Source organism: Kitasatospora sp. NPDC054795 (genome assembly GCF_053611565.1).
This window is the reverse complement of sequence record NZ_JBSHAP010000025.1, coordinates 34,489-59,309: the sequence shown is the minus strand read 5'-3', so window position 1 is coordinate 59,309 and position 24,821 is coordinate 34,489. Positions and strand designations below refer to the sequence as shown.

The following is a 24,821-nucleotide window of genomic DNA, read 5'->3' as shown; positions in this document are numbered from 1 at the left end:
CCCCGCGCCCCACCCCTGATCCGGTACGCTGTGAACGGCCTGGTAGCACCCGGGCCGCGCCTCAGTAGCTCAGGGGATAGAGCACGGCTCTCCTAAAGCCGGTGTCGCAGGTTCGAATCCTGCCTGGGGCACAGCGAACACGCAGGTCACAGGCCCTCCGCCCACTCCGGGCGGGGGGCCTGCGGCGTTCCCGGGCCCGGTGCTGCCCGCCGCCCGCCGGGTGCGACCGTCGGGTGCGACCGGCGGCGGGCGGACCGGCCGGCGTCAGGGGCGGCGTACCTCTCCGGGAGGAGACGGCGGAGGCCGCCGTGCGCCCACGGTTTGATCATGAAACAGACCTCGTGCCGACGGGGCGTGGCCGCCGCGCTCCTAGGCTCGTCGAGACCCCTGCCGGAGCACCGTTCCCGGTCAGGGCGGACGAGCCGGGGAACCATGACGACCTACCGATACACCGTGGCCGAACTGCGCGGCCAGCTGCGCCAACTGCTCCTGAGCGGCGCCGCGATCGCCCTGGGGGTGGCCTTCCTGATCGCCTCCGTCAGCGGCAGCGGGGCACTGGTGGACTCCTACAGCCAGACCGCGGCCGCCGAGGTCGGCCCCGGCGACATCCAGGTGACCGGGAAGGCCGCGGCCGGCGGGCTGGACGCGGCCGCCGCCGAGCAGGCATGGCAGACCCCCGGAGTGGCTGCGGTGGCCCCGCGGCTGACCGGCAGGAGCGCCGTGCTGGCCGCCGACGGGCGGCCGCTCGACCGGACCGCCACGGTCAGCGCCGTCGCCGAGGACCCGGCGCTGCGATGGCAGCTGCTCAAGGACGGCCGCTGGCCCGCCGGCCCAGGCGAGGTGCTGCTCGACACCGGGACCGCGCACCGGCTGGACGCCGCCGTGGGCGCCGAGGTCCACCTGACCCGGGCCGACGGCACCGCCGCCACCGCCCGGCTGGTCGGCACCCTGGACGAGCGGGGCGCCCCGAGCCTCGCCGGAGCCCCGATCATCGGCGTCCCGGCGAGCGCGGTCGCCGGCTACGCGACCGGCGTCACCACCGACCGACTCGACGTCAGGGCCACCCCCGGCGCCTCCCGGAGCGGGACCGTCGACGCCCTGCGCGCCGCCCTCGGCGCCGACGCCCAGGTGGACACCCGCGCGGCCTCGGTCGCCGAGGCGACCCGGCAGAGCAACACCATGTACGGCGTGGTGCTGGTCGCCGCGCTCTCCTTCGTCCTGATCGCGCTCGCGGTGGCGCGGATGGTGGTCGGCAACACCTTCACGGTCGTGCTCGCCCAGCGGACCCGCCAGCTCGCCCTGCTGCGCTGCGTGGGCGCCGACCGGCAGCAGCTGCGCCGGCTGATCCGCCGCCAGGGACTGCTGCTCGGGGCGGGCGCCTCGGCGGCGGGCGTGCTGCTGGGGGTCGCCCTCGGCGCGCTCGGCACGGCCGTGGTCGGCGGGCTCGACCTCGGACCGGTGCACCTGTCGCTGATGCCCTCCCCGCTGACCTGCCTGCTGGCCGGACTGTTCGGCGTGCTGCTGACCCTGCTGGCCGTACGCGGTCCGGCGAAGGCCGCCGCGGCCGTGCCGCCGATCGCCGCGCTCGGCGGCACCCCCGCGCCGGCCGGCGGGGCGGCCAGGGCACGGGCCGCGGTGTGGACCTCCGGGCTGCTGCTCGCGGGCACGGCGCTGCTGGTGGCCGGGGCGCTGACCCCGCCGCCGCTGTCGCTGCTCGCCGTCACCGTCGGTGCCATCGCCAACTTCTTCGGGGTGCTGCGGCTGTCCCATCGGGTGCTGCCCGCGGTCGTCGCCGTACTGGGCCGCCCCGCCCGCAGGCTCGGCGGGACGGCCGGCCGGCTCGCCACCCAGCAACTGCGGCTCAACCCCGGCCGCACCGGGGCCACCGGCTCGGCACTGCTGCTCGGCGTGACCGTGATGGTCGGCGCGGTCACCGCGCTCGACATCACCTCGCAGTCGCTGGTGCCCGTGATGTCCGCGCGCCAGCCCGGCGTCTTCTCGGCAGCCGTCACCGGCGGCGGCGCCCTGCCCGCCGGGGCACTCGGTGCCCTCGGCGCCGACCACGGGCTGACCGTCATCCCGGTCCGCTCGGCCACCGTCGACCTCGACGGCCGGCCCACCGTGGTCGCCGCCGTCGACCCCACCCGGCTCAACTCCTCGACGGACGACGTGGAGCGGGCCCGCGCACTCACCGAGGGCACCGCACTGAGCGGACTCGGCGAGAGCGGGGTGCGGCGGGCCGGCGGCGTCGAGCTGAGGCTCCAACCCGGCCGCAGCAGCCTGCCGTTCACCCTGCAGAGCGGCGCCACCCTGCTGGTGACGCCCACGACCCTGGACCGCCTCGTCCCCGGCGCGCCCGTCACCACGGCCTGGATCTCCCCGGCCGCCGGCGACGACCGGCCGACCGCCCGCCGGGCCCTGGACCGCGCCCTCGCCGACCACCCGCAGGTGACCGTCGCCGACACGGCCGCCCAGGCGGACACCCTGCGCTCGCTGCTGGACCGGCTGAAGACCGTCAGTATGGCCCTGCTGTCCTTCTCCGTCGCCATCGCCGGCCTGGGCGTCGCGGCCACCCTGATGCTCAGCATCAGCGAACGCTCCCGCGAGATCGGCATGCTGCGCGCGATCGGGATGTCGCGCGAGCAACTGCGCCGGATGCTCACCCTGGAGGCGCTGCTGCTCTCCCTGGCCGGCGCGCTGGTCGGCACCGGCCTGGGCGTCGCCTACGGCTGGGCGGCCGCCCGCTCGATCACCTCGACGCTGGGAACGGTCGGCACCCCGCCCGTCCTGCCGGTGCTGGCGGCCCTGACCCTGACCGTCCTGGTCGGCCTGGCCGCCGCGGTGCTGCCGGCCCGCAGGGTCGGACGGATGACCGCGGTGGCGGCGATGCGCGCCTCCTGACCGGGCCGTGGCCGGTGCACCGGAGCCGAGCGCGCCCCGTGCCCTGACGCCCCCGGCCGGTGCGGCCGCCGAGGTGCGTCAGGCCAGGGTGAAGCGGGCCCGGGGGGCCTGCGGGCGGGCGGTGGCGAGGGCCAGGTCGGCGAGGAGGGACTCGGTTTCGCGGGTGCGGCGCAGGACGTCCGGGTCGAGGTCGACGACGACGAGTTCGCGCCGGTCCTCGCTCGCCTCGGCGATCAGCCGGCCGTCCGGGCCCCAGACCGCGCTGCCGCCGCAGGTGTGCCAGCCGCCGGTGCGGCCGATGTGGTTGGCGAGCACCGTGTAGAGAGTGTTGTCGAGCGCGCGGGCCGGGAACCAGGTGCGGGACTCGTGGTGGCCGTGTCCCATGCTGAACAGCGCGCCGACCAGGTAGGCGTGGCAGCCGTCGAGTGCGGCGGCCCGGGCGTGCTCGGGGAAGCCGGAGTCGTAGCAGACGCCGAGCCCGAGCCGCCAGCCGTCCAGCTCCAGGGTGCAGCCGGCCGTCCCGGGGCGGTAGTGCTCGCGTTCGGTCATGAACAGGTGCTGCTTGTCGTAGCGGGTGACGAACTCGCCGTCCGGGCCCAGGACGAGGGCGGAGACGCGCAGGTCGGCGCCGTCCCGTACGGCGGCGCCGACGATGGCGGCGGTGCCGGTCTCGCGGCAGGCCTCGGCGATCGGCGCGAGGCGCGGATCGCCGGGCTGGACGGCGTACTTGACGGGGTCGGCGCTGATCAGCTCGGGCTCGTACCCGGAGAGGACCTTCTCCGCGAACAGCACCAGCCGGGCGCCGGCCCGGGCGGCCTCGCGGATCAGTTCGGCGGCCTGGGCGACGTTGGCGGGTATGTCACCGGCCACGGCCTGGACCTGGACGGTGGCGATCCGCAGCGGGCGCTCGGGGTAACCGGCGGGCGCGGCGGGGGAGATGGGGGCGGTGGTGTCGGGCATGGCCGCCACGCTAGCGCGGTGGCCGGTGGTGGCCGGTGGTGGCCGGTGGTGGCCGGTGGTGGCCGGTGGTGGCCGGGAGCGGACCGTGGTGGCCGGGAGCGGGCCGTGGGGTGACGAGGCCTCAGCGGACGGTCTCGTCGGCCCGTCCGAACGGGTCACCCGGGACCTCCTCCGGCGGGCCGTGCGGCCCGTCCTCGTCCAGCGGGGCGGCCGTGTGCGAGGAGCGCCCGGCCGACACGACGACCCGCTGGACCCGGTCCCTGGTGCGCCAGTTGACCCGCCGTACGTCCCGGGCCAGGGCGCCGGGGCGCCAGACCTGGATCACGGCGGTCACGGTGCCCAGCACGATGCCGGCGGCCAGCCAGCCGGCCAGGACGTCGCTGGGCCAGTGCACCCCGAGCGCGATCCGGGTCCAGCCGATGGTCAGCACCGTGGCCGCCGCCACCAGGCAGGCGGCGGTGCGGCCGCGCCGGCGGACCCGGTACCAGAGCAGGCCGACCAGGACGGCGCAGGTGATCGCCGAGGCCATGGCGTGTCCGGAGGGGAAGGCCGGGCCGTCGGCGTGCGAGACCGGATCGGTGAAGGAGGGGCGGCCGCGGCCGAAGGCCAGCTTCAGCGCCCACTGGGCGCCCCAGCCGACCAGGGCCTGGGCGGCCACCCAGCCGGCCAGCACCCGTGCGCCGATCAACCAGAGCCACCCGGCGGCGATTCCGAGCAGCGTCCGCATCGTGACGGTGCCGCCGATGTCCGAGAGCGTCTGTACGGAGGCGGTCCACACCCGGTGTTCCCGTGCGTAGGTGTGCAGTTCGCCGATCCACTCCTGGTCGAAGCGGACCAGCGGGTGCCACTGGCCGGCCACCGGAGCGGCCAGCAGGCCGAACAGCGCGGCACAGCCCAGCGCGAGCGCGGTGTCCCGAAGGAGACTGCGGTTACGCGCAGTGAGGCGGTTCGTGCCGTTGGTCAGGTGCATGACTGACACCTTCCCAGTGTCCCGTGCCGGGCAAGAGCCGGAGTGATAGCGATTCGGCATCGTTTGTGAGGAGGACCTGCGTGTGCCGGGGTGCGTGCGGCGGCGGAAAGCGGGGAACGCGGGGAACGCCGGCGGCCGTTCGCGGGTTCAACGAGTGGGCGGCGGCAGCGTGTGGGTCGAGTGAAGACATCGCTCCCGGAACGGTCGACCGATGGCACGGGACGCGCCCGACCGGTCACTCAGCGTTCGAGGCCGGGGTGAAAACCGGCAGGATACTGCATCGCCGGGAAGAATCTGAGTGACTTGGGAATGTTGTCCGGATTCTGTTCGTTGGATCGTTACGTGTGTGCCTCCAGGGGCCCGCACTTCTTGCCCTCACGAGGCAGGCAGGCAGACCTCGGCAATACCAGCAAAGGGAGCAAGCATGGCCACCCGTGCCGTCGTTCGCGACAGGGCCGACCGGAGTCGCGCGGCCCGCCCGACCAACTTTGAGGCCGACCGCGACCTGGTCGGCATGTACCTCGACGAGATCGCCAGGACGCCCCTGCTCGATGCCGCCGAGGAGGTCGAGCTCTCGCTGCGGATCGAGGCCGGCGTGTACGCCCAGCACCTGATGGACGAGGGCGGACTCCCCGACGGCGTCACGCGCGAGGAGCTGGAGACGATAGCCGCCGACGCCGAGCGCGCCAAGGACGTCTTCATCCGGTCCAACCTCCGGCTCGTGGTCGCCGTCGCCCGTCGCTACCCGCGCAGCGGCCTGCCGCTGCTGGACCTCATCCAGGAGGGCAACGCGGGCCTGGTGCGCGCCGTCGAGAAGTTCGACTACGCCAAGGGCTTCAAGTTCTCCACGTACGCGACGTGGTGGATCCGGCAGGCGATCACCCGGTCCATCGCCGACCAGTCCCGCACCATCCGGCTGCCCGTGCACCTGGTGGAGGAGCTCGGTCGGATCCGGCGGGTGCAGCGGGAGAAGTCCAAGGAGCTGGGCCGTGAGGCGGAGCCGGCCGAGATCGCGGCCGAGCTGGACACCACCGAGGCCCGGATCAAGGACGTGCTGGACTGGGCGCGGGACCCGGTCAGCCTCAACATGTCGGTCGACGACGAGGGCGAGACCCAGTTCGGTGACCTCGTCGAGGACACCGGGGCCACGTCCCCCGAGGACGCCGTGATGGTCATGCTCCGCCGCGAGGAACTGGATGACCTGATCGGGCGGTTGGACGACCGCACCGCCTCGATCATCCGTTCCCGTTACGGGATGGAGGACGGCCGCGAGCGCACCCTCACCGAGGTGGGCAAGCAGCACGGCCTCACCCGCGAGCGGATCCGCCAGATCGAGAAGCACGCGCTGGCCGAGCTGAAGAAGATCGCCGACCACGCGGGCTTCGAAGCCGCCTGACAGGCCGCCTGACAGGCCACCCGACAGGCCGCCCGGGCAGTCCCGCTCGGCAGGCCTCCCGCCGGCCCGTCCGACGGACCGGCCGGGCCCATGGGCCGAGCCCTCACCCGGGCCCTGGCGCGGAGCGTTCCCGCACCGGGGCCCGAGGCGTGCCGCGGGGCTCTTAGGCTGGAGGGGAGGGACGAGTGGACGGAGTGGACGGCGTGAGCGAGCAGGGGCAGGAAAAGGGCCAGGAGCAGGCCCGGGCGCAGGAGCCCCGGGAGGCTGCGGCCGCCAAGGCCCGGCTGGTCTTCCGGGACCCGTTGGACCAGCAGTCCAGCGACGACACCGATGCGGGCTGGGGTGCCCGCCCCGGGGCGGGGGAGGGTGGTGGACGGGGGCTGGACTGGTACCTGAGCCAGCGCCCGCCGCACCACGGGGGCTGAGGAGCGGGGACCGGGTGCCGACCGGCACCCGTCGGTCAGCGCAGCGGCGCGACCAGCGCGTCGCGGATCTCGGTCAGCAGGGTGACCTCCTTGGCTTCGAGGTCCGCCGTCTTCTCGGCGAGGGTCTTGCGGTGGGCCGCCAGCTTGTTCATGGGCACGATCAGAACGAAGTAGACGACCGCCGCGGTGATCAGGAACTGGAGCGCGGCGCTGAGCACCGATCCCCACAGGATGAGGATTCCGGACGTGACCTCGCCGGTCGGGCTCACCTCGCAGGGCCCCTTGAGGCAGGAACTGTAGGACGCGAGGTCCTTCGTCCCGAAGACGCCGACGAGTGGATTGATCACGCCCTTGACGAAGGCGTTGACGATGTTGGTGAAAGCCGCGCCGATGACCACGGCCACGGCGAGGTCGATGACATTTCCACGCAGCAGGAATTCCTTGAAGCCCTTCATGCCGCCTCGAACGACGAAGTCGCCCCCCGGTTACGGGTGATCTTCCGCAGCCCCGGATTGACAACCCGTCCGGCCCAGCGCGCCCCCCTGGGGCGGCGGCAGACCGGCCCGCGCGGGCCCCAGCGCCAGCGCCGCCGCCACCGCGAGCAGCACCAGGACGGGCACCCCGGCCCGTCGTCGCACCGCACTGCGCCAGCGGTGCCACCCGCCGCACCCGCGCCGGATCGGCGGGAAGCCCGGCAGCTCCTGCCGGGGCGGCACGGCGGGCGCGGGCAGCGGGAGGGGCAGGGGCAGGGAGAAGTTCGCGGTCGTCATCGACGCACCTCCGGAGTGTCGGCGGCCCGGCCCCTCGCGGACCGGATGCCCACACGATGAGCGTTTCCGGCGAACTCGGACAGCACTTTCCCCAGGCCTGTGGACAACCGGGCCCTGTGGACAACTTCCTTCACCCGCACGAGTTGCCCCGGCCCGTCCGGGATGACGGAAAGCCCGCGGGGCCGCAGCGGGGGAAGAGGGAGGGAGAGGAAGAAGGGGAAGGCGAGGGAGGCCGACGGCCGGAGCCGGCGGGAACGCGGAAAGGCCCGCCGTCCCCGCGTGGAAGCGGGGCCGACGGGCCTCTCCGAGGTCTGCGGGCCGTCCCGGGCCGATGGCCCGGCGCCGAGGTCAGCTCGCGGCCGGAGCCGGGCTGGACGACGACGAGGAGCCGGAGCTCGACGACGAGGACGAAGCCGAGGAGGACGTGGACGTGGCGGACGACGTCGAGGGGGTCGACGACGACCCGGCGCCCACCGTGCTGCTGGAGGACGAGCGGCTGTCGGTCCGGTAGAAGCCGGAGCCCTTGAACACGACGCCCACGGCCGAGAAGACCTTGCGGAGTCGTCCCTGGCAGTCGGGGCACGTGGTCAGCGCCTCGTCGGTGAACTTCTGCACCGCCTCCAGGCCGTTGCCGCACTCGGTGCACTGGTACTGGTACGTGGGCACTTGTCTTCCTCCTGGCACTCTCGCCTGATGAGTGCTAACGATGGTCAATGATGCGGCATTCCGCGGGATCAGTCCAGCGACTCCGGTGTGAGATGGGCCGGGCCCGGCCGCCGGACCGCCTCCCGCTCAGCCCTTGGCCGCGCCCACCAGCCGCCCGGCACCGCCGTGCTCCGCCGGGACGTCGCCCGAACCCCGGGCCGGAGCGGTGCCCGCGACGGCCGCCCCCTGTCCCGGTGCCACCAGCAGGTGCCGCAGCGAGAGCAGCACGATCAGCCCCAGTCCGGCCCCGGCCACCGGCACCAGGAACCCGGTCGAGGGCCCGTGCCCGTCGATCAGCCGGCCCGCCGCCATCGAGCCGACGGCCAGCCCCAGCCCGATGGCGCCGGTCAGCCAGGTGAAGGCCTCCGTCTTGGCCCCGTCCGCGACCAGCGTCTCGACCAGGGTGTAGCCGCTGATCAGGGTCGGCGCGATGGCCAGCCCGCAGACCAGCCCGGCGGCGGTCAGCGCGACCAGGTTGGGCATCGCCCACAGCACCGAGCAGCCCAGCACCAGCAGCGAGTAGCTGATCAGCATCCGCTGCTGCACCGGCCGCCGCCAGGCGATCACGCCGTACAGCACGCCGGCCAGCATCGAGCCGCCGGCGAAGATCCCGTACACGGTGCCGCCGGCGTCGTGCTGCCCGACCGAGTCGGCGAAGGCGTTCACCGACACCTGCATGCCACCGAACACCGCGCCGACCCCGAGGAAGGTCCCGGCCAGCAGGCGGACGCCGGGGGAGGCGAGCGCCGAGGCGCGCTTGGTGCCGGGCTGCGGCACGATCCGGGCCGGGGCGGTGCGCCGCTGGGCGGCGAAGGCCAGGCCGCCGACGAGGGTCAGCGCGGCCTCGGCGACCAGGGCGGTGGCCGGGTTGGCGAGGGCGGCGATGCCGGAGGCCAGGATCGGGCCGATCACGAAGGTGAACTCGTCCGTGACGGACTCGAAGGCGAAGGCGGTGCTCACCCGGGCCGCGGAGGCGTCGGAGGCGCCGTCCGCCGTGAAGGTGGCCACCCAGCGGGCCCGGACCATCGCGCCGACCTGCGGAACGCTCGCACCGGCCGGGACGGCGGCCAGGAACAGGCTCCAGGCGGGCGCGTGACCGAGCGCGAGCGCGATCAGCGTGCCGACCGCGGCCGCGTGCACCAGGACGGTCGGGACGAGCACCGCGGCCTGGCCGTAGCGGTCCGCGAGCCGCCCGGTCTGCGGCCCGACCAGGGCCTGGGCGACGGCGGCGACGGCGGTGACCGTACCGGCGGTGCCGTACGAGCCGTGGGTCCGGGTGACGAGCAGCAGGATGCCCATGCTGAGCATCGCGTACGGCAGCCGCGCGACCAGGGCGGGGGACAGGAACGTCCAGGCCCCGGGCGTGCGCAGCAGCTCGCCGTACCCGACGCGGGCGGGGGCCGGAGCTGCGGGGGTGGCCGCGTGGTCCGCGGCGGTGTCGACCGTTCGGCGCGCCGTCACGGTCGGTCCTTCCTGCTGCCTGGTAGCGCGGCAGGGCATGGTGTGGCCCCGACGGCGCCGAGAGTCGTCCTCTCGCGCGTCGACCGGGGTAGATACCGGGCCGGTCCGGCGTGGTGGCCGGGAGCCGGACCGCGGCCGCCGAGCGGTCGCGCCAACTCTGCGTCAGGCAGAAATTGGGGGTGGTCTAGCGGTGGTTATACGGATGATCGAACCATCGTATCAGTTACGCGCGTAGATACCCTCGGCCGACCTCGGCCCAGGCGGCCCGCCCCAGCCGTGACGGGCCGGAGGGGCCGGGGCGGGCCGCCTGGGCCGGGGAGGGCAGGGCGGGCCGGGCGAGCCGGAGCAGCCGGTTCGAGCAGTGAAGGGGCCGAGCCGAGCCGGCCCCCGCGCTCACCGCCCGCTCAGCCACCCCGCGAGCTTGCCGCCCTTGTCCACGGCCCGCAGCCGCCGCTCCGCCGCCTCGCCGACCTCGTCCGTGGTGACCACCAGCAGCTCGTCCCCGCCGCGCAGCACCGTCGCCTTGTCCGGCACGAAGGAGTTCCCCTCCCGCACGACCAGGGTGACCGCGGCCCCCTTGGGCAGCCGCAGCTCGCTGATCTCCACGCCCGACATCTTCGAGCCGGGGGAGAGCGCGACCGACAGCAGGTGCCCGTGCAGCTTCTCCAGCGGGGCGGACTCGATGCCCAGGTCCTGGCCCATGTCGCCCTCGTCGATCCGCAGCCGCTTGGCCACCCACGGCAGGGTCGGCCCCTGGAGGAGGGTGAAGACGACGACGAGGATGAAGACGATGTTGAAGACGTCCTCGGCCCGGTGCGCGCCGGACACCACCGGGATGGTGGCCAGCACGATGGGCACCGCCCCGCGCAGTCCGGCCCAGCTCAGCAGTGCCTGCTCGCGGGCCGGCACCTTGAACGGGGTGAGCGAGACCATCACCGACAGCGGCCGTGCCAGGAACACCAGCACTCCGCCGATCACCAGCGCGGGCACCACCGCGTCGCCCATGGTCTCGGGCGTGACGAGCAGTCCGAGCAGCACGAACATGCCGATCTGCCCGATCCACGCCAGTCCGTCGGCGAAGCCCCGGACGGCGGGGCCGTGCGGCAGCTTGGAGTTCCCGAGTATCACCGCGCTGATGTAGACGGCGAGGAATCCGGAGCCGTGCAGCAGCGCGCCGCCGGCGTACGCGAGCACGGTGAGCGCCATCACGGCGATCGGGTAGAGGCCCGAGGAGGGCAGTGCGACGTGCTTGAGCCCGTAGGCGCCTATCTTTCCGATGGCGAGGCCCACCGCGGCGCCGATCGCCAGTTCGGCGGCGATCGTGCCGATCAGGACGTACCAGGTGTCCAGTTCCCCGGTGGTGGCGAAGGCGACGACCAGGATGACCACGGGCGCGTCGTTGAAGCCGGACTCGGCCTCCAGCAGGCCGGTGAGCCGGTGCGGCAGCGGGACCATCCGCAGGACGGAGAAGACGGCGGCCGCGTCGGTCGAGGAGACGATGGCGCCCAGCAGCAGTGAGGTGCGCCAGTCCAGGCCGACCAGCCAGTGCGCGCCGGCGGCGGTGGCGAAGACGCTGATGCCGACGCCGGCGGTGGCGAGCACGGTCGCGGCCGGCACGACCGGCTTGATCTCCCGCCAGCTGGTCTTGAGGCCGCCCTCGGCGAGGATCACCACGAGTGCCGCGTAGCCGAGCACCTGGGTGAGCTCGGCGTTGTTGAACGTGACGCCGATCCCGTTCTGTCCCAGCGCCACGCCGATCCCGAGATAGATCAGCAGGCTCGGCAGCCCTGATCGGGTGGAGAGGCGGACGGCGCCCACCGCGAACAGCAGGATCACGGAGGACTCGAGCAGGAGCTGGTTCAGGTGGGAGACGTTCACGCAGGGGCACCTCGGGCAGGCATGGGCGGGCGGGGTGTCTGGTGGTGCTGTGGGGTGACCCGTTAAGAAGTCGTCAATGCTCCTCTTGCGGATCGTTACGCAGTCTAACATTTTGCCATATCTTTAGCTTGGTCCCCCGTTCACGGTGCCCGGTCGACTCGGCCTAATGTGGTGCCCTGTCACGGCCGCAGGCCCTGGACACGCCCGCCCGCCCCGAAGTCAGGACCGCAAGGACCCAGATGCCCCGCTCGAAGAAGTTCCGGCGCGCCCGTCTGATCGTGATCGTGCTGGTCGTGCTGCTGGTGGCCGGCACCGGCTACGGCGGCTACCGCGGGGTCTCCGCGGTCCGCGCCTCCTTCCCGGAGGTCGACGGCAGCGTCAAGGTGTCGGGCCTGAGCGCGCCCGTCGACGTCAAGCGGGACGCCAACGGCATCCCGCAGCTGTACGCCGACACCGACGAGGACCTTTTCCGCGCCCAGGGCTACGTCCAGGCGCAGGACCGCTTCTGGGAGATGGACGTCCGCCGGCACATCACGGCCGGCCGGCTCTCCGAGATGTTCGGCGACGGCCAGGTCGACACCGACGCGTTCATCCGCACCATGGGCTGGCGGCAGGTGGCGCAGAAGGAGTTCGACACCAAGCTGTCGCCGGAGACCAAGAAGCGCCTCCAGGCCTACTCGGACGGCGTGAACGCGTGGCTCGCCGAGCACCCCGGCGGCGCGAAGGCCTCGCTGGAGTACGGCCTGCTCGGCGTCGTCAACGGCGGCTACCGGCCCGAGCAGTGGTCCCCGGTCGACTCGGTGGCCTGGCTCAAGGCGATGGCCTGGAACCTCTCCGGGAACCTCCAGGAGGAGATCGACCGCTCGCTGCTGGCCCAGGACTTCGGCCCCGACAAGATCGCCGAGCTGTACCCGGACTATCCGTACGCCCGCAACGGCACCATCGTGAAGACCGGCGCCGTGACCGGCGACAACTACCGCCCCGCCGACGGCTCCCCGCAGTCCGGGACGGCCGCCGGAACGGCCGCCACCGCCCAGGGCGCGGCGACCACCAAGGCGATGCTGCAGGGCCTGACCGACCGGATCGACTCGATGCCGCAGCTGCTCGGCCGCCCCGGCCAGGGCATCGGCTCCAACTCCTGGGTGGTCGCGGGCTCGCACACCACCACCGGCAAGCCGCTGCTGGCCAACGACCCGCACCTCGGCCCCGGCCTGCCCTCGGTCTGGTACCAGATGGGCCTGCACTGCCGGACCGCCTCCCCGGCCTGCCAGTTCGACGTCTCCGGCTTCACCTTCGCGGGCATGCCCGGCGTGATCATCGGACACAACAAGGACATCGCCTGGGGCTTCACCAACCTCGGCGCCGACGTCACCGACCTCTACCTGGAGAAGGTCACCGGCCCGGAGACCTACCAGGTGGACGGCAAGGACGTGAAGTTCGACCTCCGCAAGGAGACCATCAAGGTCGCCGGCGGGGAGGACCGCACCATCACCGTCCGCACCACCCAGACCGGCGCCCCGCTGATCTCCGACCAGAGCAGCGAGCAGCAGAACGTCGGCAAGTACGCCCCCAACGGCCAGTCCGCCCCGGACCGCGGCACCAGCGGCTACGGCGTCGCCCTCCAGTGGACGGCGCTCAGCCCCGGCAAGACCATGGACGCCGTCTTCGAACTGGACAAGGCGAAGAACTGGGACGAGTTCCGCGCCGCCGCCAAGGACTTCACCGTCCCCGCGCAGAACCTGATCTACGCCGACGCCAAGAACATCGGCTACCAGGCCCCGGGCAGCATCCCGGTCCGCGGCAAGGGCGACGGCACCCTCCCCTCGCCGGGCTGGGACTCCGCGTACCAGTGGAAGGACCCGATCCCCTTCACCGCGCTGCCCTGGAGCCTCAACCCCTCGGCCGGCTACATCGTCACCGCCAACCAGGCCGTGGTGGACCCGAGCTACAAGTACAACCTGACCAAGGACTGGGAGTACGGCACCCGCGCCAAGGAGATCACCGACCAGATCGAGGGCCTGCTCAAGAACAACGGCAAGATCTCCCCGGACGACATGCAGACCCTCCAGCTGGACAACACCAGCGTGATGGCCAAGACGCTCGTCCCGCTGCTGCTCAAGCAGCCGATCAGCGACCCGTACGTGCGCGAGGCCCAGGACCTGCTGAAGGACTGGAACTTCCACCAGGACGCCGACTCGGCCGCCGCCGCCTACTACAACGGCGTCTGGCGCCAGCTGCTGATCCTGGCCTTCGGTCAGAAGTTCCCGGCCGACCTGCGGGCCAAGGACAACTGCCTGCTGGTCCGCCAGCAGGACGACCCGACCAAGCCGGACAGCTCCACCAAGATCGTCACCGAGTGCGGCACCCGCGAGCCGGGCAAGGCCCAGCCGGACGGCGGCGACCGCTGGACCGAGGTGGTCCGCCAGCAGCTGGAGAAGCCCGACAGCTCGTGGTGGACGTACATCGACGACCAGCACAAGGAGCAGAAGGGCCTGAACAACCTGCTCCAGGAGGCGATGAAGAACGCCCGCCAGGAGCTGACCTCGCTGCTCAGCAAGGACGTCTCCACCTGGAGCTGGGGTCGCCTGCACAAGCTGGAGCTGCGCGAGCAGACCCTCGGCACCGACAACTCCTCGATCGCCTCCGGCGCGGTGCACAAGCTGCTCAACCGCGGCCCGTACCGGCTCTCCGGCGGCTCGGCGGCGGTCGACGCGGCCGGCTGGAACGCGGCGGCCGGTTACCAGGTGGACTGGATCCCGTCGATGCGCATGGTGGTCGACCTGAACGACCTCGACTCCTCGCGCTGGATCAACGTCGGCGGCGCCTCCGGCCACGCCTTCCACGACAACTACAACGACCAGACCGACCTCTGGCTCAAGGGCAAGCTGCTGACCTGGTCCTACTCGCCGGACGCGGTCGAGAAGGCCACCAAGCACAAGCTGGTGCTCACCACCGGCTGACGCCCGGACAGCCCGGCCACCGGCGGCCCCGTTCCCCCCGAGGGAGCGGGGCCTCCGCCGTTCCCGCCTCCCTGTTCCCGCCACAGCCGTTCCCGCGGGGGAACGCGACCGCCGCCGACGTCCTCACCCCAGCCTGCGCACCCCCGAGGGCAGCACCGCCAGGTCCACCGGCCGGTCGTGCGGCTTGGCCGGCACCCGCTCCAGCAGCTCGTGCTCGTACAGCAGCACCGCCAGCACCGGCCGCGCGCCCGCCCGCGCCAGCCGGGCCAGCACCCGGTCGTAGCTGCCGCCGCCCCGGCCCAGCCGCAGCCCGGAGCGGTCCACCGCCAGGCCCGGCAGCAGCACCACCGCGGCCCCGGTCACCGCCTGCGGCCCGAGCCGCGGGCCGACCGGCTCCAGCAGCCCGCGTCCGGCCGGGGCCAGCGCGTCGGGCCCCGCGTACTCGGCCCAGTCCAGGTCGTTGTCTTCCAGCAGCACCGGCAGCAGCACCCGCACCCCGCGCGCCCGCAGCGCGTCCAGCAGCGGCCGCGTCCCGGGTTCGGCGCCCACCGAGACGTAGGCGGCCACCGTGGCGCCCGCGGCGGCCAGCTCCCCGGCGTGCGCGGCCAGCGCGCCGGCGGCCGCCGCGCGCTCCTCGGCGGCCAGTTCGCGCCGTTGCGTCAACAGCCGTGTCCTGAGGCCGCTCTTCTCGTTGGGCATCCGATCCTCGTTCATCCGATCCTCCTGGCCTGCGCACCGTCGACGCGCAGAGCCTGACACGCGAAAGGGCACCCCCCATTGACCACCCCGCTGCTGGTCCAGGCCCTGGCCGCACTGAGCGTCCCCGCACTGGCCGGCGCCACCGCCCTCGGACTGCGCGGACGGCGGGAGCGGGCCGGGGCCGCCGCCGGGGCCCAGCGGCTGCGCGGGCGGATCGCCGAGCTGGAGGAGCGCTGCGCCGAGCTGGAGCGCACCGCCTCCTGCGACCCGCTCACCGGTGTGTGGAACTACCGCCACCTCCAGCTCACCCTGGACCGGGAGATCGAACGGGCCCGCCGCGCCGAGCACACCGAGCAGGCCGACGGCCCGCGCCCGCTCGCCGTGCTGATGCTGGCCATCACCGGCTTCGACGCGGTCGTCGCCGAGCACGGCCGGGGCCGGGCGGGCGCGGTGCTGCGCGACCTCGCCCAGCGGCTCGCGATGGAGATCCGCCGGGCCGACACCCTCGGCCGCTACGGCGGCGAGGAGTTCCTGGTGGTGCTGCCGGACACCGGGGCCGAGGGCGCCGCGCAGGTCGCCGAGCGGCTGGTCTGGTCGGTCCGCCGGCACCTGCTGCTGGACTGGTCCTCCGGCCCGCGCGAGTCCCGCCCCGCCGCCGGCAACGGCCTGACCGCCGCCGCCGGCATCGCCGTGCTGCCCGAGGACGGCACCCACGCGGCCGTCCTGCTGCGCGCCGCCGACGCGGCGCTCGCCGCGGCCCGGGCGGCCGGCGGCGACTGCTGGCGGCTCTCGTCCCGGCAGCCAGGGGAACCCGACCACCCGGGAACCGATGGCCCCCGAACCGACCGCTCCGAGCAGGCCGGTTGCCCGTCCGATCACGGACCGGATGCCGAACGTGACCGTTCGGGAAAGGCGGGTAGTCTGTCGGCCTGTGTCGGCCGGGACCCCCTCGCCCAGCCGGTCGCGACCCATACGCCAGCCACTGTGGCCGGGCCCCGCGACGTGCTGTCCTAGCCGCCGCCGGTGATCGGCCGGGGCGAAAACGTGCCTGAGTAAGGTAAACGCATGACGACGACCAACTCCCGAGTTCCGGTAACCAAGGCCGTGGTACCCGCGGCCGGACTGGGCACCCGCTTCCTCCCGGCGACCAAGGCCACCCCGAAGGAGATGCTCCCGGTCGTCGACAAGCCGGCGATCCAGTACGTCGTGGAGGAGGCCTCCGCCGCGGGCCTGTCCGACATACTGATGGTCACCGGCCGCAACAAGCGCGCCCTGGAGGACCACTTCGACCGCGCCTACGAGCTGGAGGAGCTGCTGGTCCGCAAGGGCGACGAGCAGCGCCTGGCCCGGGTCCGCGAGTCCGTCGAGCTGGCCAACATGCACTACGTCCGCCAGGGCGACCCGAAGGGCCTCGGCCACGCCGTCTCGGTCGCCGAGCAGCACGTCGCCGGCCAGCCCTTCGCCGTCCTGCTCGGCGACGACCTGATCGACCCGCGCGACCCGCTGCTCTCCCGGATGATCGAGGTGCAGCAGCAGCTCGGCGGCTCGGTCGTCGCCCTGATGGAGGTCGACCCCTCCCAGATCCACCTCTACGGCTGCGCCGCCGTCAAGGCGAACGGCTTCGGCGAGGACGTCTTCCAGGTGACCGACCTGGTCGAGAAGCCGGAGCCCGGCGAGGCCCCGTCCGCCTACGCCGTGATCGGCCGCTACGTCCTCGACCCGCTGGTCTTCGACGTGCTGCGGGAGACCCCGCCCGGCCGCGGCGGCGAGATCCAGCTGACCGACGCGCTGCGCGAGCTGACCAACCGCGAGGCCGCGGACGGCGGCCAGGTGCACGGCGTGCTCTTCAAGGGCCGTCGCTACGACACCGGCGACCGCGCCGACTACCTGCGCGCTATCGTCCGTCTGGCCGCCGAACGCGAGGACCTGGGCCCGGAGTTCCGCTCCTGGCTGCGGGAGTTCGTCGGCTCCGAGATGCAGGCCTGACGCAGGGCCGACCACGACAGAGAGCGAGCCGCCGATGACCGGGTCCACCGAGCCCAGCACCACGCCCAGCGCCTGCTGCGACGCCGGAGCGGACCCGGCCCCGGCGGCCCCCCGCCTCTGGACGGTGGACGAGCACCTCGCCGACGTGCTGGCCGCGGTCGGCCCGCTGCCCGTGATCGAGCTCCAGCTGCTCGAAGCCCAGGGCTGCCGGCTCGACGAGGACGTGATCGCCGACGGCGACCTGCCGCCCTTCGACAACAGCTCGATGGACGGTTACGCGGTGCGCACCGCCGACACCGAGGGCGCCACCGACACCTACCCGTCGGTGCTCTCGGTGGTCGGCGACATCGCGGCCGGCGCCGGCGAGCTGCCCAGGGTCGGTCCCGGCCAGGCCGCCCGGATCATGACCGGAGCCCCGCTGCCGCCCGGCGCCCGGGCCGTCGCCCCGGTCGAATGGACCGACGGCGGCACCGGCACCGGGGTGGCCGCCGCCGCGATGACCGCGCCGGTCCCGGACGAGGAGGTCCGGGTCCTGCGCCCGGTCGCCGAGGGTGCGCACATCCGCCGCCGCGGCAGCGACGTCACGGCCGGCACCCGGGTGCTGGAGGCCGGCACCCGGCTCGGTCCCGCCCAGCTCGGCCTGCTCGCCGCGATCGGCCGGCCCACCGTGAAGGTCCGCCCGCGGCCCCGGGTCGTGGTGCTGTCCACCGGCAGCGAGCTGGTCCAGCCCGGCGAGCCGGTCGGCCCCGGGCAGATCGCCGACTCCAACAGCTTCACCCTCACCGCGGCCGCCCAGGAGGCCGGCGCCATCGCCTACCGGGTCGGCGCCGTCCCGGACGAGGCCGAGCGGCTGCGCGCCGTCCTGGAGGACCAGCTCGGCCGGGCCGACCTGATCGTCACCAGCGGCGGGGTCAGCGTCGGCGCGTACGACGTGGTCAAGGAGGTCTTCGAGTCCTACGGGGGCGTCGACTTCCGGCGCCTGCGGATGCAGCCGGGCAAGCCGCAGGGCTTCGGCCGGATCGGCGGCGCGGCCGGGGTGCCGCTGCTCGCCCTGCCCGGCAACCCGGTGAGCGCCTACATCTCCTTCGAGCTCTTCGTCCGTCCGGTCATCCGCACCATGCTCGGTGCCGCGCAGGTGCACCGCCCGGTCGTCCGCGCGCTCTGCCCGGCGGCGCTGCGCTCCCCGGCCGGCCGCCGGCAGTTCCTGCGCGGCCGCTACTCGGCGGCGGACGGCACGGTGGAGCCGGTGGGCGGCGCCGGGTCGCACCTGGTCGGCGCGCTGGCCCGGGCGAACTGCCTGATCACCGTTCCCGAGGACACCACCGCGCTGCCGGCCGGCAGCGCGGTGGACGTGGTGTTGCTGGACTCCTGATCGGCTCCCCGGACCGGGGAACGGTACGGTAGCGCGGTATTCGACCTGCGCGCCCCTGGAGTTCCCCGTGACGACACCTCCCCCCGGCGACCGCCTCACCCACGTCGACGACCAGGGCGCCGCCCGGATGGTCGACGTCTCCGAGAAGGCCACCACCGCGCGCACCGCGGTGGCGGCCGGCCGGGTGCGGGTCTCCCCGCAGGTGGTCGAGCTGCTGCGCGGCGAGGGCGTGCCCAAGGGCGACGCCCTCGCGGTGGCCCGGATCGCCGGGATCATGGGCGCCAAGAAGACCCCGGACCTGATCCCGCTCTGCCACCCGATCGCGGTCTCCGGCGTCAAGGTCGACCTCGCCGTCGCGGACGACGCGGTCGAGATCACCGCCACCGTGCGGACCGCCGACCGCACCGGCGTCGAGATGGAGGCGCTGACCGCCGTCGCGGTGGCCGGGCTGACCGTCGTCGACATGGTCAAGGCGGTGGACAAGGGTGCCACGATCGAGTCCGTCCGGGTGCTGAGCAAGACGGGCGGCAAGAGCGGCGACTGGTTCGCGCCGGAGGTGGACGCGTGACGGCGCCGGCCGGCGCGGTGCCCGCCGGGAGGGCGCTGGCCGTCACGGTGTCCAACCGGGCCTCGGCCGGGGTCTACGCGGACCGGGGCGGCCCGCTGCTGGTGGCCGGCCTGACCGCGATGGGCTTCACCGCCGACGGCCCCCGGGTCGTCCCGGACGGCGAGCCGGTGGAGGCCGTGCTGCGCGAGGCCGTCGCGGCCGGTTACGACGTGGTGCTGACCACCGGCGGCACCGGCATCTCGCCGATGGACCTCACCCCCGAGATGACCGCCCGGGTGATCGACCGGGTGGTCCCCGGCATCGCCGAGGCCATCCGTGCGTACGGCCGGGAGAAGGTGCCTACCTCGGCGCTCTCCCGCGGGCTCGCCGGGCTCGCCGGACGTACCCTGATCGTCAACCTGCCGGGCTCGACCGGCGGCGTCAGGGACGGCCTGGCCGTCCTGGAGCCGCTGCTCGCCCACGCCGTCGACCAGCTCGGCGGCGGGGACCACCCCCGGCCCGACGCCCCAGCGACCGGGAGAACCCACTGAACGCCGGCTGGCCGGTAGAACTCCACGAGGGGGACGTCGTGCTGCGCCCCATCCGGGCGCGCGACCAGCGCGAGTGGCAGGAGGTGAGCCGCCGCAACCGGGACTGGCTGCGCCGCTGGGAGGCCACCGTGCCGCCCGGCCCGGCGGGTCGGGTGAGCGGCCCCCGGCCGACGTACCGCCAGATGGTCCGCTTCCTGCGCGGCGAGGCCTCGGCCGGCCGGATGCTGCCCTTCGTCGTGCTCCACAAGGGCCGTCTGGTCGGCCAGTTGACCGTCGGCGGGATCACCTGGGGCTCGATGTGCTCGGCGAACATCGGGTACTGGGTGGACGAGGGCGTGGCCGGCCGAGGCATCATCCCGACCGCCGTGGCGCTCTCGGTGAACCACTGCTTCCGCACGCTCGGGCTGCACCGGATCGAGGTCTGCATCCGCCCGGAGAACGGCCCGAGCCGGCGCGTGGTGGAAAAGCTCGGCTTCCGCTCGGAGGGAATCCGGCCGCGCTATCTCCACATCGACGGCGACTGGCGCGACCACCTCGTCTACGCGCTGACCGACGAGGAGGTCCCGGAGGGGATGCTGGAGCGCTGGCGGGCGCTCAGTTCCGGGCGCGAGCGCAGTAATTGAATACATGTTCGAAAGAAATATCGATATGGCATCGAAGGGACACCGGACCCCCACAAATAGCGGCAAAATAGTCGGAGAATCAGCTTGATCACACGACACGCCGCGCCAAATTGCTGCCAGGCCTTCCCCGGCGCCCGTACGGTGTGAATCGTGAGCAGTAGCGGCCTTATCTACGCCGTCATCGTAGGGGCCTGGGCCGCCTATCTGGTGCCGATGTGGCTCCGCAGGCAGGACGAACTCAACGAGGCGCGCCCGACGGAACGCTTCAGCACCGCCATCCGCCTGCTGGCCGGGCGTTCGGGGCTGGAACGGCGGGCGGCCCGGTCCCTGGGCGACGAACCACGTGACGGCGAACAGAGCGACGACGGTCCTCCCGAACGGGACGGGACCTCCTCCGGCGACCCCGCGCGGGAGCCCGAACCCCCGGTGCGGCACCCGGCCGAACGGCCGGTCCCCGAGCCGCGGGCCGGCACCGAACGCCGGGCGCGGCTGCTGGCCCGCCGGCGCCGGATGGTCACCGCCCTCTTCTTCTCCTTCGCGCTCGGCGCGGTGGTCGCCGCGGTGGCCGGACTGGCCTTCCTCTGGGTCCCGGCGGTCCCGGCGGTCCTCCTCACCGTGTACATCGGCCACCTGCGCAAGCTGGAGCGCCAGCGGTACGAGGTGAAGCTCGACCGGGTCCGGGCCGCCCAGGCGGCCGAGCGGCTGCGCAAGCGCGAGCAGCAGCGCGCCGAGGCCGCGGCGCCCGGCGCCGCCCCGGCCGAGGCCCCCGCCGCCGCGGAGCCCGCCCCGGCCGCGTCCGCCGGAGGGCGGGCCGCGCGCCGACCGCACCTGCGGCTGGCGGCCGACCCGGAGCAGGTCACCGTCTCGGTGTCCTCCGCCTCCGCGGTGGCCGAGGCGACCGAGCACGAGGAGTGGGTCGACGGCATGCGCGAGCGCGGAGCGGCCGGCCCGGACTCCTGGGAGCCGGTGCCCGTCCCGCTGCCCACCTACGTGACCGCCCCGGTCGCCCCCCGGGTCTCCCGAGGCCTCGACCTGTCGGCTCCCGGCACCTGGACCGCCGGGCGCCCCGCCGAGTCCCGCAAGACCCCGCTGTTCGACCAGTACGCCGAGCCGCACGCCCCCGAGTCGCGCCCGCGCGCGGCCAACGAATAGCCCGGACCACCCCCGGCCGGCACCGTGACCCGGGGGTGGTCACGGACCCCCTCCGAAAGGTGCTAGAGTTTCTTCTCGTTGGGGCTGTGGCGCAGTCCGGTAGCGCACCTCGTTCGCATCGAGGGGGTCAGGGGTTCGAATCCCCTCAGCTCCACCCAACAGACCGGCTCAGGCCGGTCGACGAAATCCCGCCGGGAGGCAACTCCCGGCGGGATTTCGCGTTTTGGGCTCCGGGTTCGGGGCCGCCGCCACCCGGGGTTCGCTGTGGGGGAGATCACATCACCCTTCCGGGCCCGTTTCTGACGCGGTTTGGGGCTCAGAGGGGTCGGTTATGGTGGGTGGGCCCAGACGCTGACGAGGGAACGATCTGGTCTATCTCAACGGGGTGCCATCGCGGTGCGCGAGTTCGGTCTGAAGCGGTGGGTGCGACGGTCGGGTTCGGAGGAGTCCGGAGGCGCAGCGGAAACCGGAAGACCGAATTCCTGGACCCTCCCGGCGGTCTGCGTGGCAGCGGTGTCACTGGCGGTGTTCGCCTGGTTCCGGCACGGCCACGGGGCCACCATGGTCGACATGCTGGTCTACCGGGCCGAGGGCCAGGCCGTCGTCCGCGGCGAGGACCTCTACGCGATGCGGCTGCCCGGCTGGGACCTGCCGGCCACCTACCCGCCGTTCGCGGCGATGCTCTTCGTGCCGAGCACCTGGTTCGACGTGAGCACCCTGCGCGTCCTGGTGATGCTCCTCAACTACGCGCTGCTCGCCGCGGCCGTGCACCTGTCGCTCAAACTGGCCGGCTGGCCGAAGCAGCACCGGGCGGCCGTGGTGATCCTGGCGACCGGCCTGGGCGTCTGGCTGGAGCCGGTCTTCACCACCTTCCAGTACGGGCAGGTCAACCTCGGCATCCTCTGCCTGGTCCTGTGGGACCTGACCCGCCCGGACAGCCATCGCCTCAAGGGCGTGGGCATCGGCCTGGCCACCGCCATCAAGATCACCCCGGGCCTGTTCGCCGTCTACCTGTTCCTGACCGGCCGGGTCCGGGCCGCCCTGGTCTCGGCCGGCACCTTCCTGGCGGCGGGCCTGATCGGCTGGGCCGTGCTGCCCGACGCCTCGTACGGGTTCTGGACCACCTACCTCTGGGACCCGAGCCGGGTCGGCGTGACCGTCCTGGTGGACAACCAGTCGCTGCGCGGCGCCGTCTGCCGGCTGCTGGACGTCAACGACCCGGGCCTGGTCGGGCTGATCGCCTCGGCGCTGGTCGCCACCTTCGGGCTCGGCGTGGCGGTGCTGGCCGGGCGCTCCGCGCGGGTGCTGCGCCGGGCCGACGCCTGGGGCGCGGTCTGCGCCGCGCTCACGGCTCTGCTGGTCTCACCGATCAGCTGGACCCACCACTGGGTCTGGTGCATCCCGCTCCTCGCCCTGCTGGCCGTGGAGGCCAGGACCACGGCCCGGAGGGTGCTGTTCGGCCTGACCCTGCTGGTCTTCCTCTCGCACGTCATGTGGACGGTGCCGCACCGCTGGGGCCGCGGGGTCGCCTGGTACTGGCAGCTGCCCGGCTCGATCTACCCGCCGATCGCGATCGCCGTCCTGGTCGTGCTGGGCGTGCGGCTTTACCGTGCCCGGCGGCAGGCCGTGGAGGCCACCGGCGGAGGGGTCCGGGCCCTGCTGGCCGCCAGGCTGGACCGCGATCCCGCACTGACGAACCGGACCTGACGGCCGGACCCACGGACCCAGACCGGACGGATCGGACCCGACGTGACCACCCAGACCGCACCCCCGCCGCCGGCCGCCGCCGTGCCCGCCGCCCGCCGGCTGGCCGAGGCCGTCCTGCTCGGCCCGGCCCGGCGCACCCTGCTGCTCACCGCGCTCTGCTTCGCGGTGACCTGCGCCATCGGCCTGCAGGGCTGGACGTCCGTGTCGCTCGGCGGCTTCGACCTCGGCATCTTCGACCAGGGCGTGCGCGGCTACGCCCACTTCGGGCTGCCCGTCTCGACGCTGAAGAGCTTCCACCACGAGTTCCCGCCCGGCTTCTCGCTGCTCGGCGACCACTTCTCGCCGGTGCTGGCACTGCTCGCCCCGCTGTACTGGATCTGGGACGACCCGCGCTCGCTGATCATCGGGCAGTCGCTGCTGTTCGCGGCCGGGGTGCCGCTGATCCGGCGGATCGCCGGGTACGCCTTCGCCGCCGCCGAGCCGCGCACCGCCCGCCGGGCCGCCGACCTGGCCGGCCTCGCCTACGGCCTCGGCTGGCCGCTGCTGGTCGCCGCCCGGGTGGGCTTCCACGAGGTCGCCTTCGCGGTGCCACTGACCCTGCTGATGCTGGAGCGCGGGCTGGCCCGCCGGTACGGCACGGTGGTGCTCGCCGCCGTACTGCTGTGCTGCACCAAGGAGGACCTCGGCCTGATGGTCGGGGCGTACGGACTGGTGCTGCTGCTGCGCACCCGCCGTACGGAGGACCGGGCGGGCCGCTTCACCGGCCTGGGGCTGCTGCTGGGCGGGCCGGTCGCCTCGGCCGTCGCCATCACCTGGCTGATCCCGGTGATGGGCGGGCAGCCGGGCTACTACTGGAACTACGGCTCGCTCGGCACGGACGGCGGGGACGCGCTGCGCAACCTGCTGCACGACCCGTTCCTGCTGGTGCAGGCCGCCTTCGACCAGCCGCTCAAGCCGCTGTTGCTGCTGTGGCTGTTCGGCACCACGCTGCTGCTGCCGCTGCGCTCGGCCACCGTGCTGTGCGCGCTGCCGCTGCTGGCCGAGCGGATCCTGTCGAGCAACCCCAACCACTGGTCGATCGCCCGGCACTACGACTCGCTGCTGTGGCCGATCCTGCTCACCGCCGCGATCGAGGTGCTGGGCCGGCTGAGCGCCGCCGGGCGGCCGGAGCGGAGCGTGCGGCGGGCCCGTCGGCTCGGCCTCGGCGCGGCCGGGATCGCGCTGGTCGCCGCGGTGCCGATCGGCCTGCTGCCGCTGGCCGTACCGTCGTCCTGGGCGCCGAAGACGAGCGAGGCGGCGCTGGTGCGGGCGGCCGCGCTGATCCCGGACGGGGCATCCGTCGAGGCGGACAACCAGATCGCGCCGCGGCTGACCGCCCGGGCGGACGTGGTGCTGGTCGACGGCACGCCGCGCGGGCGCGAGTACGTGCTCACCCGGGGCGACAAGCGGTCCTTCCCGTTCAAGACGGACAAGGAGCAGGCCGAGCGGATCCGGCTGCTGCTGGCGCACGGCTACCGGCAGCTGTGGGCCGAGGACGGGGTGGTGCTGCTGCACCGGGAGGGCGACGAGCCGATCCCCGGCGAGCACGTGCCGGGGCCGGGCAGCGAGCCGGTCCAGGACGAGGTCCCGTCCGACGTGGGGCACAACCTCTTCCGCGGCTGACAGCCGCCACCCGCACACGCCGCGGGGCCGGCCGGGTCCGCCTTCCGGCGGGCCCCCGGGGGGGCCCCGGGGGGGGGGGTGGCCGGGGGTGTTGGC

At 73.7% G+C, this 24,821-nt stretch carries 21 protein-coding genes and 2 tRNA genes; 15 read left to right on the top strand and 8 right to left on the bottom strand.

Annotation, left to right across the window (positions count from 1 at the left end; all coding sequences use genetic code 11):
• Positions 1-58: 58 nt before the first annotated feature.
• Both ACWGJO_RS12210 and ACWGJO_RS12205 read left to right on the top strand, forming a co-directional pair.
• A tRNA-Arg gene (locus ACWGJO_RS12210) sits at positions 59-131 on the top strand.
• Positions 132-432: 301 nt separating this feature from the next.
• The gene (locus ACWGJO_RS12205) at positions 433-2,901 is read left to right on the top strand and encodes an FtsX-like permease family protein (protein ID WP_452183353.1); all 2,469 of its coding nucleotides are present in this window, start codon (positions 433-435) and stop codon (positions 2,899-2,901) included.
• Positions 2,902-2,979: 78 nt separating this feature from the next.
• Here the strand turns inward: ACWGJO_RS12205 and ACWGJO_RS12200 are convergent, their stop codons facing one another.
• Together ACWGJO_RS12200 and ACWGJO_RS12195 are read right to left on the bottom strand one after the other, a co-directional pair.
• Positions 2,980-3,861 (bottom strand): carbon-nitrogen hydrolase family protein, encoded by an 882-nt coding sequence (locus tag ACWGJO_RS12200; protein WP_452183352.1) that lies wholly within the window; start codon positions 3,859-3,861, stop codon positions 2,980-2,982.
• A gap of 121 nt (positions 3,862-3,982) precedes the next feature.
• Entirely contained in the window at positions 3,983-4,831 is an 849-nt protein-coding gene (locus ACWGJO_RS12195; RefSeq protein WP_452183351.1) for a phosphatase PAP2 family protein, read from the bottom strand.
• Positions 4,832-5,255: 424 nt separating this feature from the next.
• Between ACWGJO_RS12195 and ACWGJO_RS12190 the strand changes: the two genes are divergently transcribed.
• A complete protein-coding gene (locus ACWGJO_RS12190) occupies positions 5,256-6,227 on the top strand; it encodes a sigma-70 family RNA polymerase sigma factor (protein WP_452183350.1) in 972 nt (323 codons plus the stop codon).
• 203 nt (positions 6,228-6,430) lie between these two features.
• Entirely contained in the window at positions 6,431-6,652 is a 222-nt protein-coding gene (locus ACWGJO_RS12185) for a hypothetical protein (protein WP_387692678.1), read from the top strand.
• 35 nt (positions 6,653-6,687) lie between these two features.
• Here the strand turns inward: ACWGJO_RS12185 and mscL are convergent, their stop codons facing one another.
• The 5 genes from mscL to ACWGJO_RS12160 all read right to left on the bottom strand — a co-directional run bounded on the left by mscL (position 6,688) and on the right by ACWGJO_RS12160 (position 11,466).
• Positions 6,688-7,107, bottom strand: a complete 420-nt coding sequence (gene mscL, locus ACWGJO_RS12180; RefSeq protein WP_387692676.1) for a large conductance mechanosensitive channel protein MscL — start codon at positions 7,105-7,107, stop codon at positions 6,688-6,690.
• Positions 7,108-7,137: 30 nt separating this feature from the next.
• Positions 7,138-7,422 (bottom strand): hypothetical protein, encoded by a 285-nt coding sequence (locus ACWGJO_RS12175; protein WP_380539245.1) that lies wholly within the window; start codon positions 7,420-7,422, stop codon positions 7,138-7,140.
• Positions 7,423-7,770: 348 nt separating this feature from the next.
• Positions 7,771-8,088 carry an FmdB family zinc ribbon protein gene (locus ACWGJO_RS12170; protein ID WP_359899804.1) on the bottom strand — a complete coding sequence of 106 codons (318 nt, stop codon included), beginning with the start codon at positions 8,086-8,088 and terminating at the stop codon, positions 7,771-7,773.
• A gap of 126 nt (positions 8,089-8,214) precedes the next feature.
• Positions 8,215-9,588 (bottom strand): MFS transporter, encoded by a 1,374-nt coding sequence (locus ACWGJO_RS12165; protein ID WP_452183349.1) that lies wholly within the window; start codon positions 9,586-9,588, stop codon positions 8,215-8,217.
• Positions 9,589-9,981: 393 nt separating this feature from the next.
• Positions 9,982-11,466 (bottom strand): potassium/proton antiporter, encoded by a 1,485-nt coding sequence (locus tag ACWGJO_RS12160; RefSeq protein ID WP_452183348.1) that lies wholly within the window; start codon positions 11,464-11,466, stop codon positions 9,982-9,984.
• 239 nt (positions 11,467-11,705) lie between these two features.
• Between ACWGJO_RS12160 and ACWGJO_RS12155 the strand changes: the two genes are divergently transcribed.
• The gene (locus ACWGJO_RS12155; RefSeq protein WP_452183347.1) at positions 11,706-14,426 is read left to right on the top strand and encodes a penicillin acylase family protein; all 2,721 of its coding nucleotides are present in this window, start codon (positions 11,706-11,708) and stop codon (positions 14,424-14,426) included.
• Between the two features lie 123 nt (positions 14,427-14,549).
• Here the strand turns inward: ACWGJO_RS12155 and ACWGJO_RS12150 are convergent, their stop codons facing one another.
• Entirely contained in the window at positions 14,550-15,140 is a 591-nt protein-coding gene (locus ACWGJO_RS12150) for a 5-formyltetrahydrofolate cyclo-ligase (RefSeq protein ID WP_452183346.1), read from the bottom strand.
• A 63-nt stretch (positions 15,141-15,203) separates the two neighbouring features.
• Here ACWGJO_RS12150 and ACWGJO_RS12145 point away from each other — a divergent pair, with 63 nt between their 5' ends.
• The 10 genes from ACWGJO_RS12145 to ACWGJO_RS12100 all read left to right on the top strand — a co-directional run bounded on the left by ACWGJO_RS12145 (position 15,204) and on the right by ACWGJO_RS12100 (position 24,725).
• Positions 15,204-16,139, top strand: coding sequence for a GGDEF domain-containing protein (locus ACWGJO_RS12145; RefSeq protein WP_452183345.1), 936 nt, complete (start codon positions 15,204-15,206; stop codon positions 16,137-16,139).
• A gap of 51 nt (positions 16,140-16,190) precedes the next feature.
• Entirely contained in the window at positions 16,191-17,111 is a 921-nt protein-coding gene (gene galU / locus ACWGJO_RS12140; protein ID WP_359899794.1) for a UTP--glucose-1-phosphate uridylyltransferase GalU, read from the top strand.
• 34 nt (positions 17,112-17,145) lie between these two features.
• Positions 17,146-18,483: a molybdotransferase-like divisome protein Glp gene (glp, locus tag ACWGJO_RS12135; RefSeq protein WP_452183344.1), complete on the top strand. Its 1,338-nt coding sequence runs from the start codon at positions 17,146-17,148 to the stop codon at positions 18,481-18,483.
• A gap of 127 nt (positions 18,484-18,610) precedes the next feature.
• Entirely contained in the window at positions 18,611-19,051 is a 441-nt protein-coding gene (gene moaC / locus ACWGJO_RS12130) for a cyclic pyranopterin monophosphate synthase MoaC (protein ID WP_380635337.1), read from the top strand.
• Positions 19,048-19,581, top strand: a complete 534-nt coding sequence (locus ACWGJO_RS12125; RefSeq protein WP_401055535.1) for a MogA/MoaB family molybdenum cofactor biosynthesis protein — start codon at positions 19,048-19,050, stop codon at positions 19,579-19,581. Before moaC ends, ACWGJO_RS12125 begins: the two co-directional genes overlap by 4 nt.
• Positions 19,578-20,204: a GNAT family N-acetyltransferase gene (locus tag ACWGJO_RS12120; protein ID WP_401055538.1), complete on the top strand. Its 627-nt coding sequence runs from the start codon at positions 19,578-19,580 to the stop codon at positions 20,202-20,204. Before ACWGJO_RS12125 ends, ACWGJO_RS12120 begins: the two co-directional genes overlap by 4 nt.
• 150 nt (positions 20,205-20,354) lie before the next feature.
• Positions 20,355-21,356, top strand: a complete 1,002-nt coding sequence (gene sepX, locus ACWGJO_RS12115; RefSeq protein WP_452183343.1) for a divisome protein SepX/GlpR — start codon at positions 20,355-20,357, stop codon at positions 21,354-21,356.
• Positions 21,357-21,436: 80 nt separating this feature from the next.
• Positions 21,437-21,510: transfer RNA gene (locus ACWGJO_RS12110), tRNA-Ala, on the top strand.
• Positions 21,511-21,860: 350 nt separating this feature from the next.
• Positions 21,861-23,063, top strand: a complete 1,203-nt coding sequence (locus tag ACWGJO_RS12105; RefSeq protein ID WP_452183342.1) for a glycosyltransferase 87 family protein — start codon at positions 21,861-21,863, stop codon at positions 23,061-23,063.
• Between the two features lie 42 nt (positions 23,064-23,105).
• Positions 23,106-24,725 (top strand): DUF2079 domain-containing protein, encoded by a 1,620-nt coding sequence (locus ACWGJO_RS12100; protein WP_452183341.1) that lies wholly within the window; start codon positions 23,106-23,108, stop codon positions 24,723-24,725.
• Positions 24,726-24,821 lie beyond the last annotated feature (96 nt).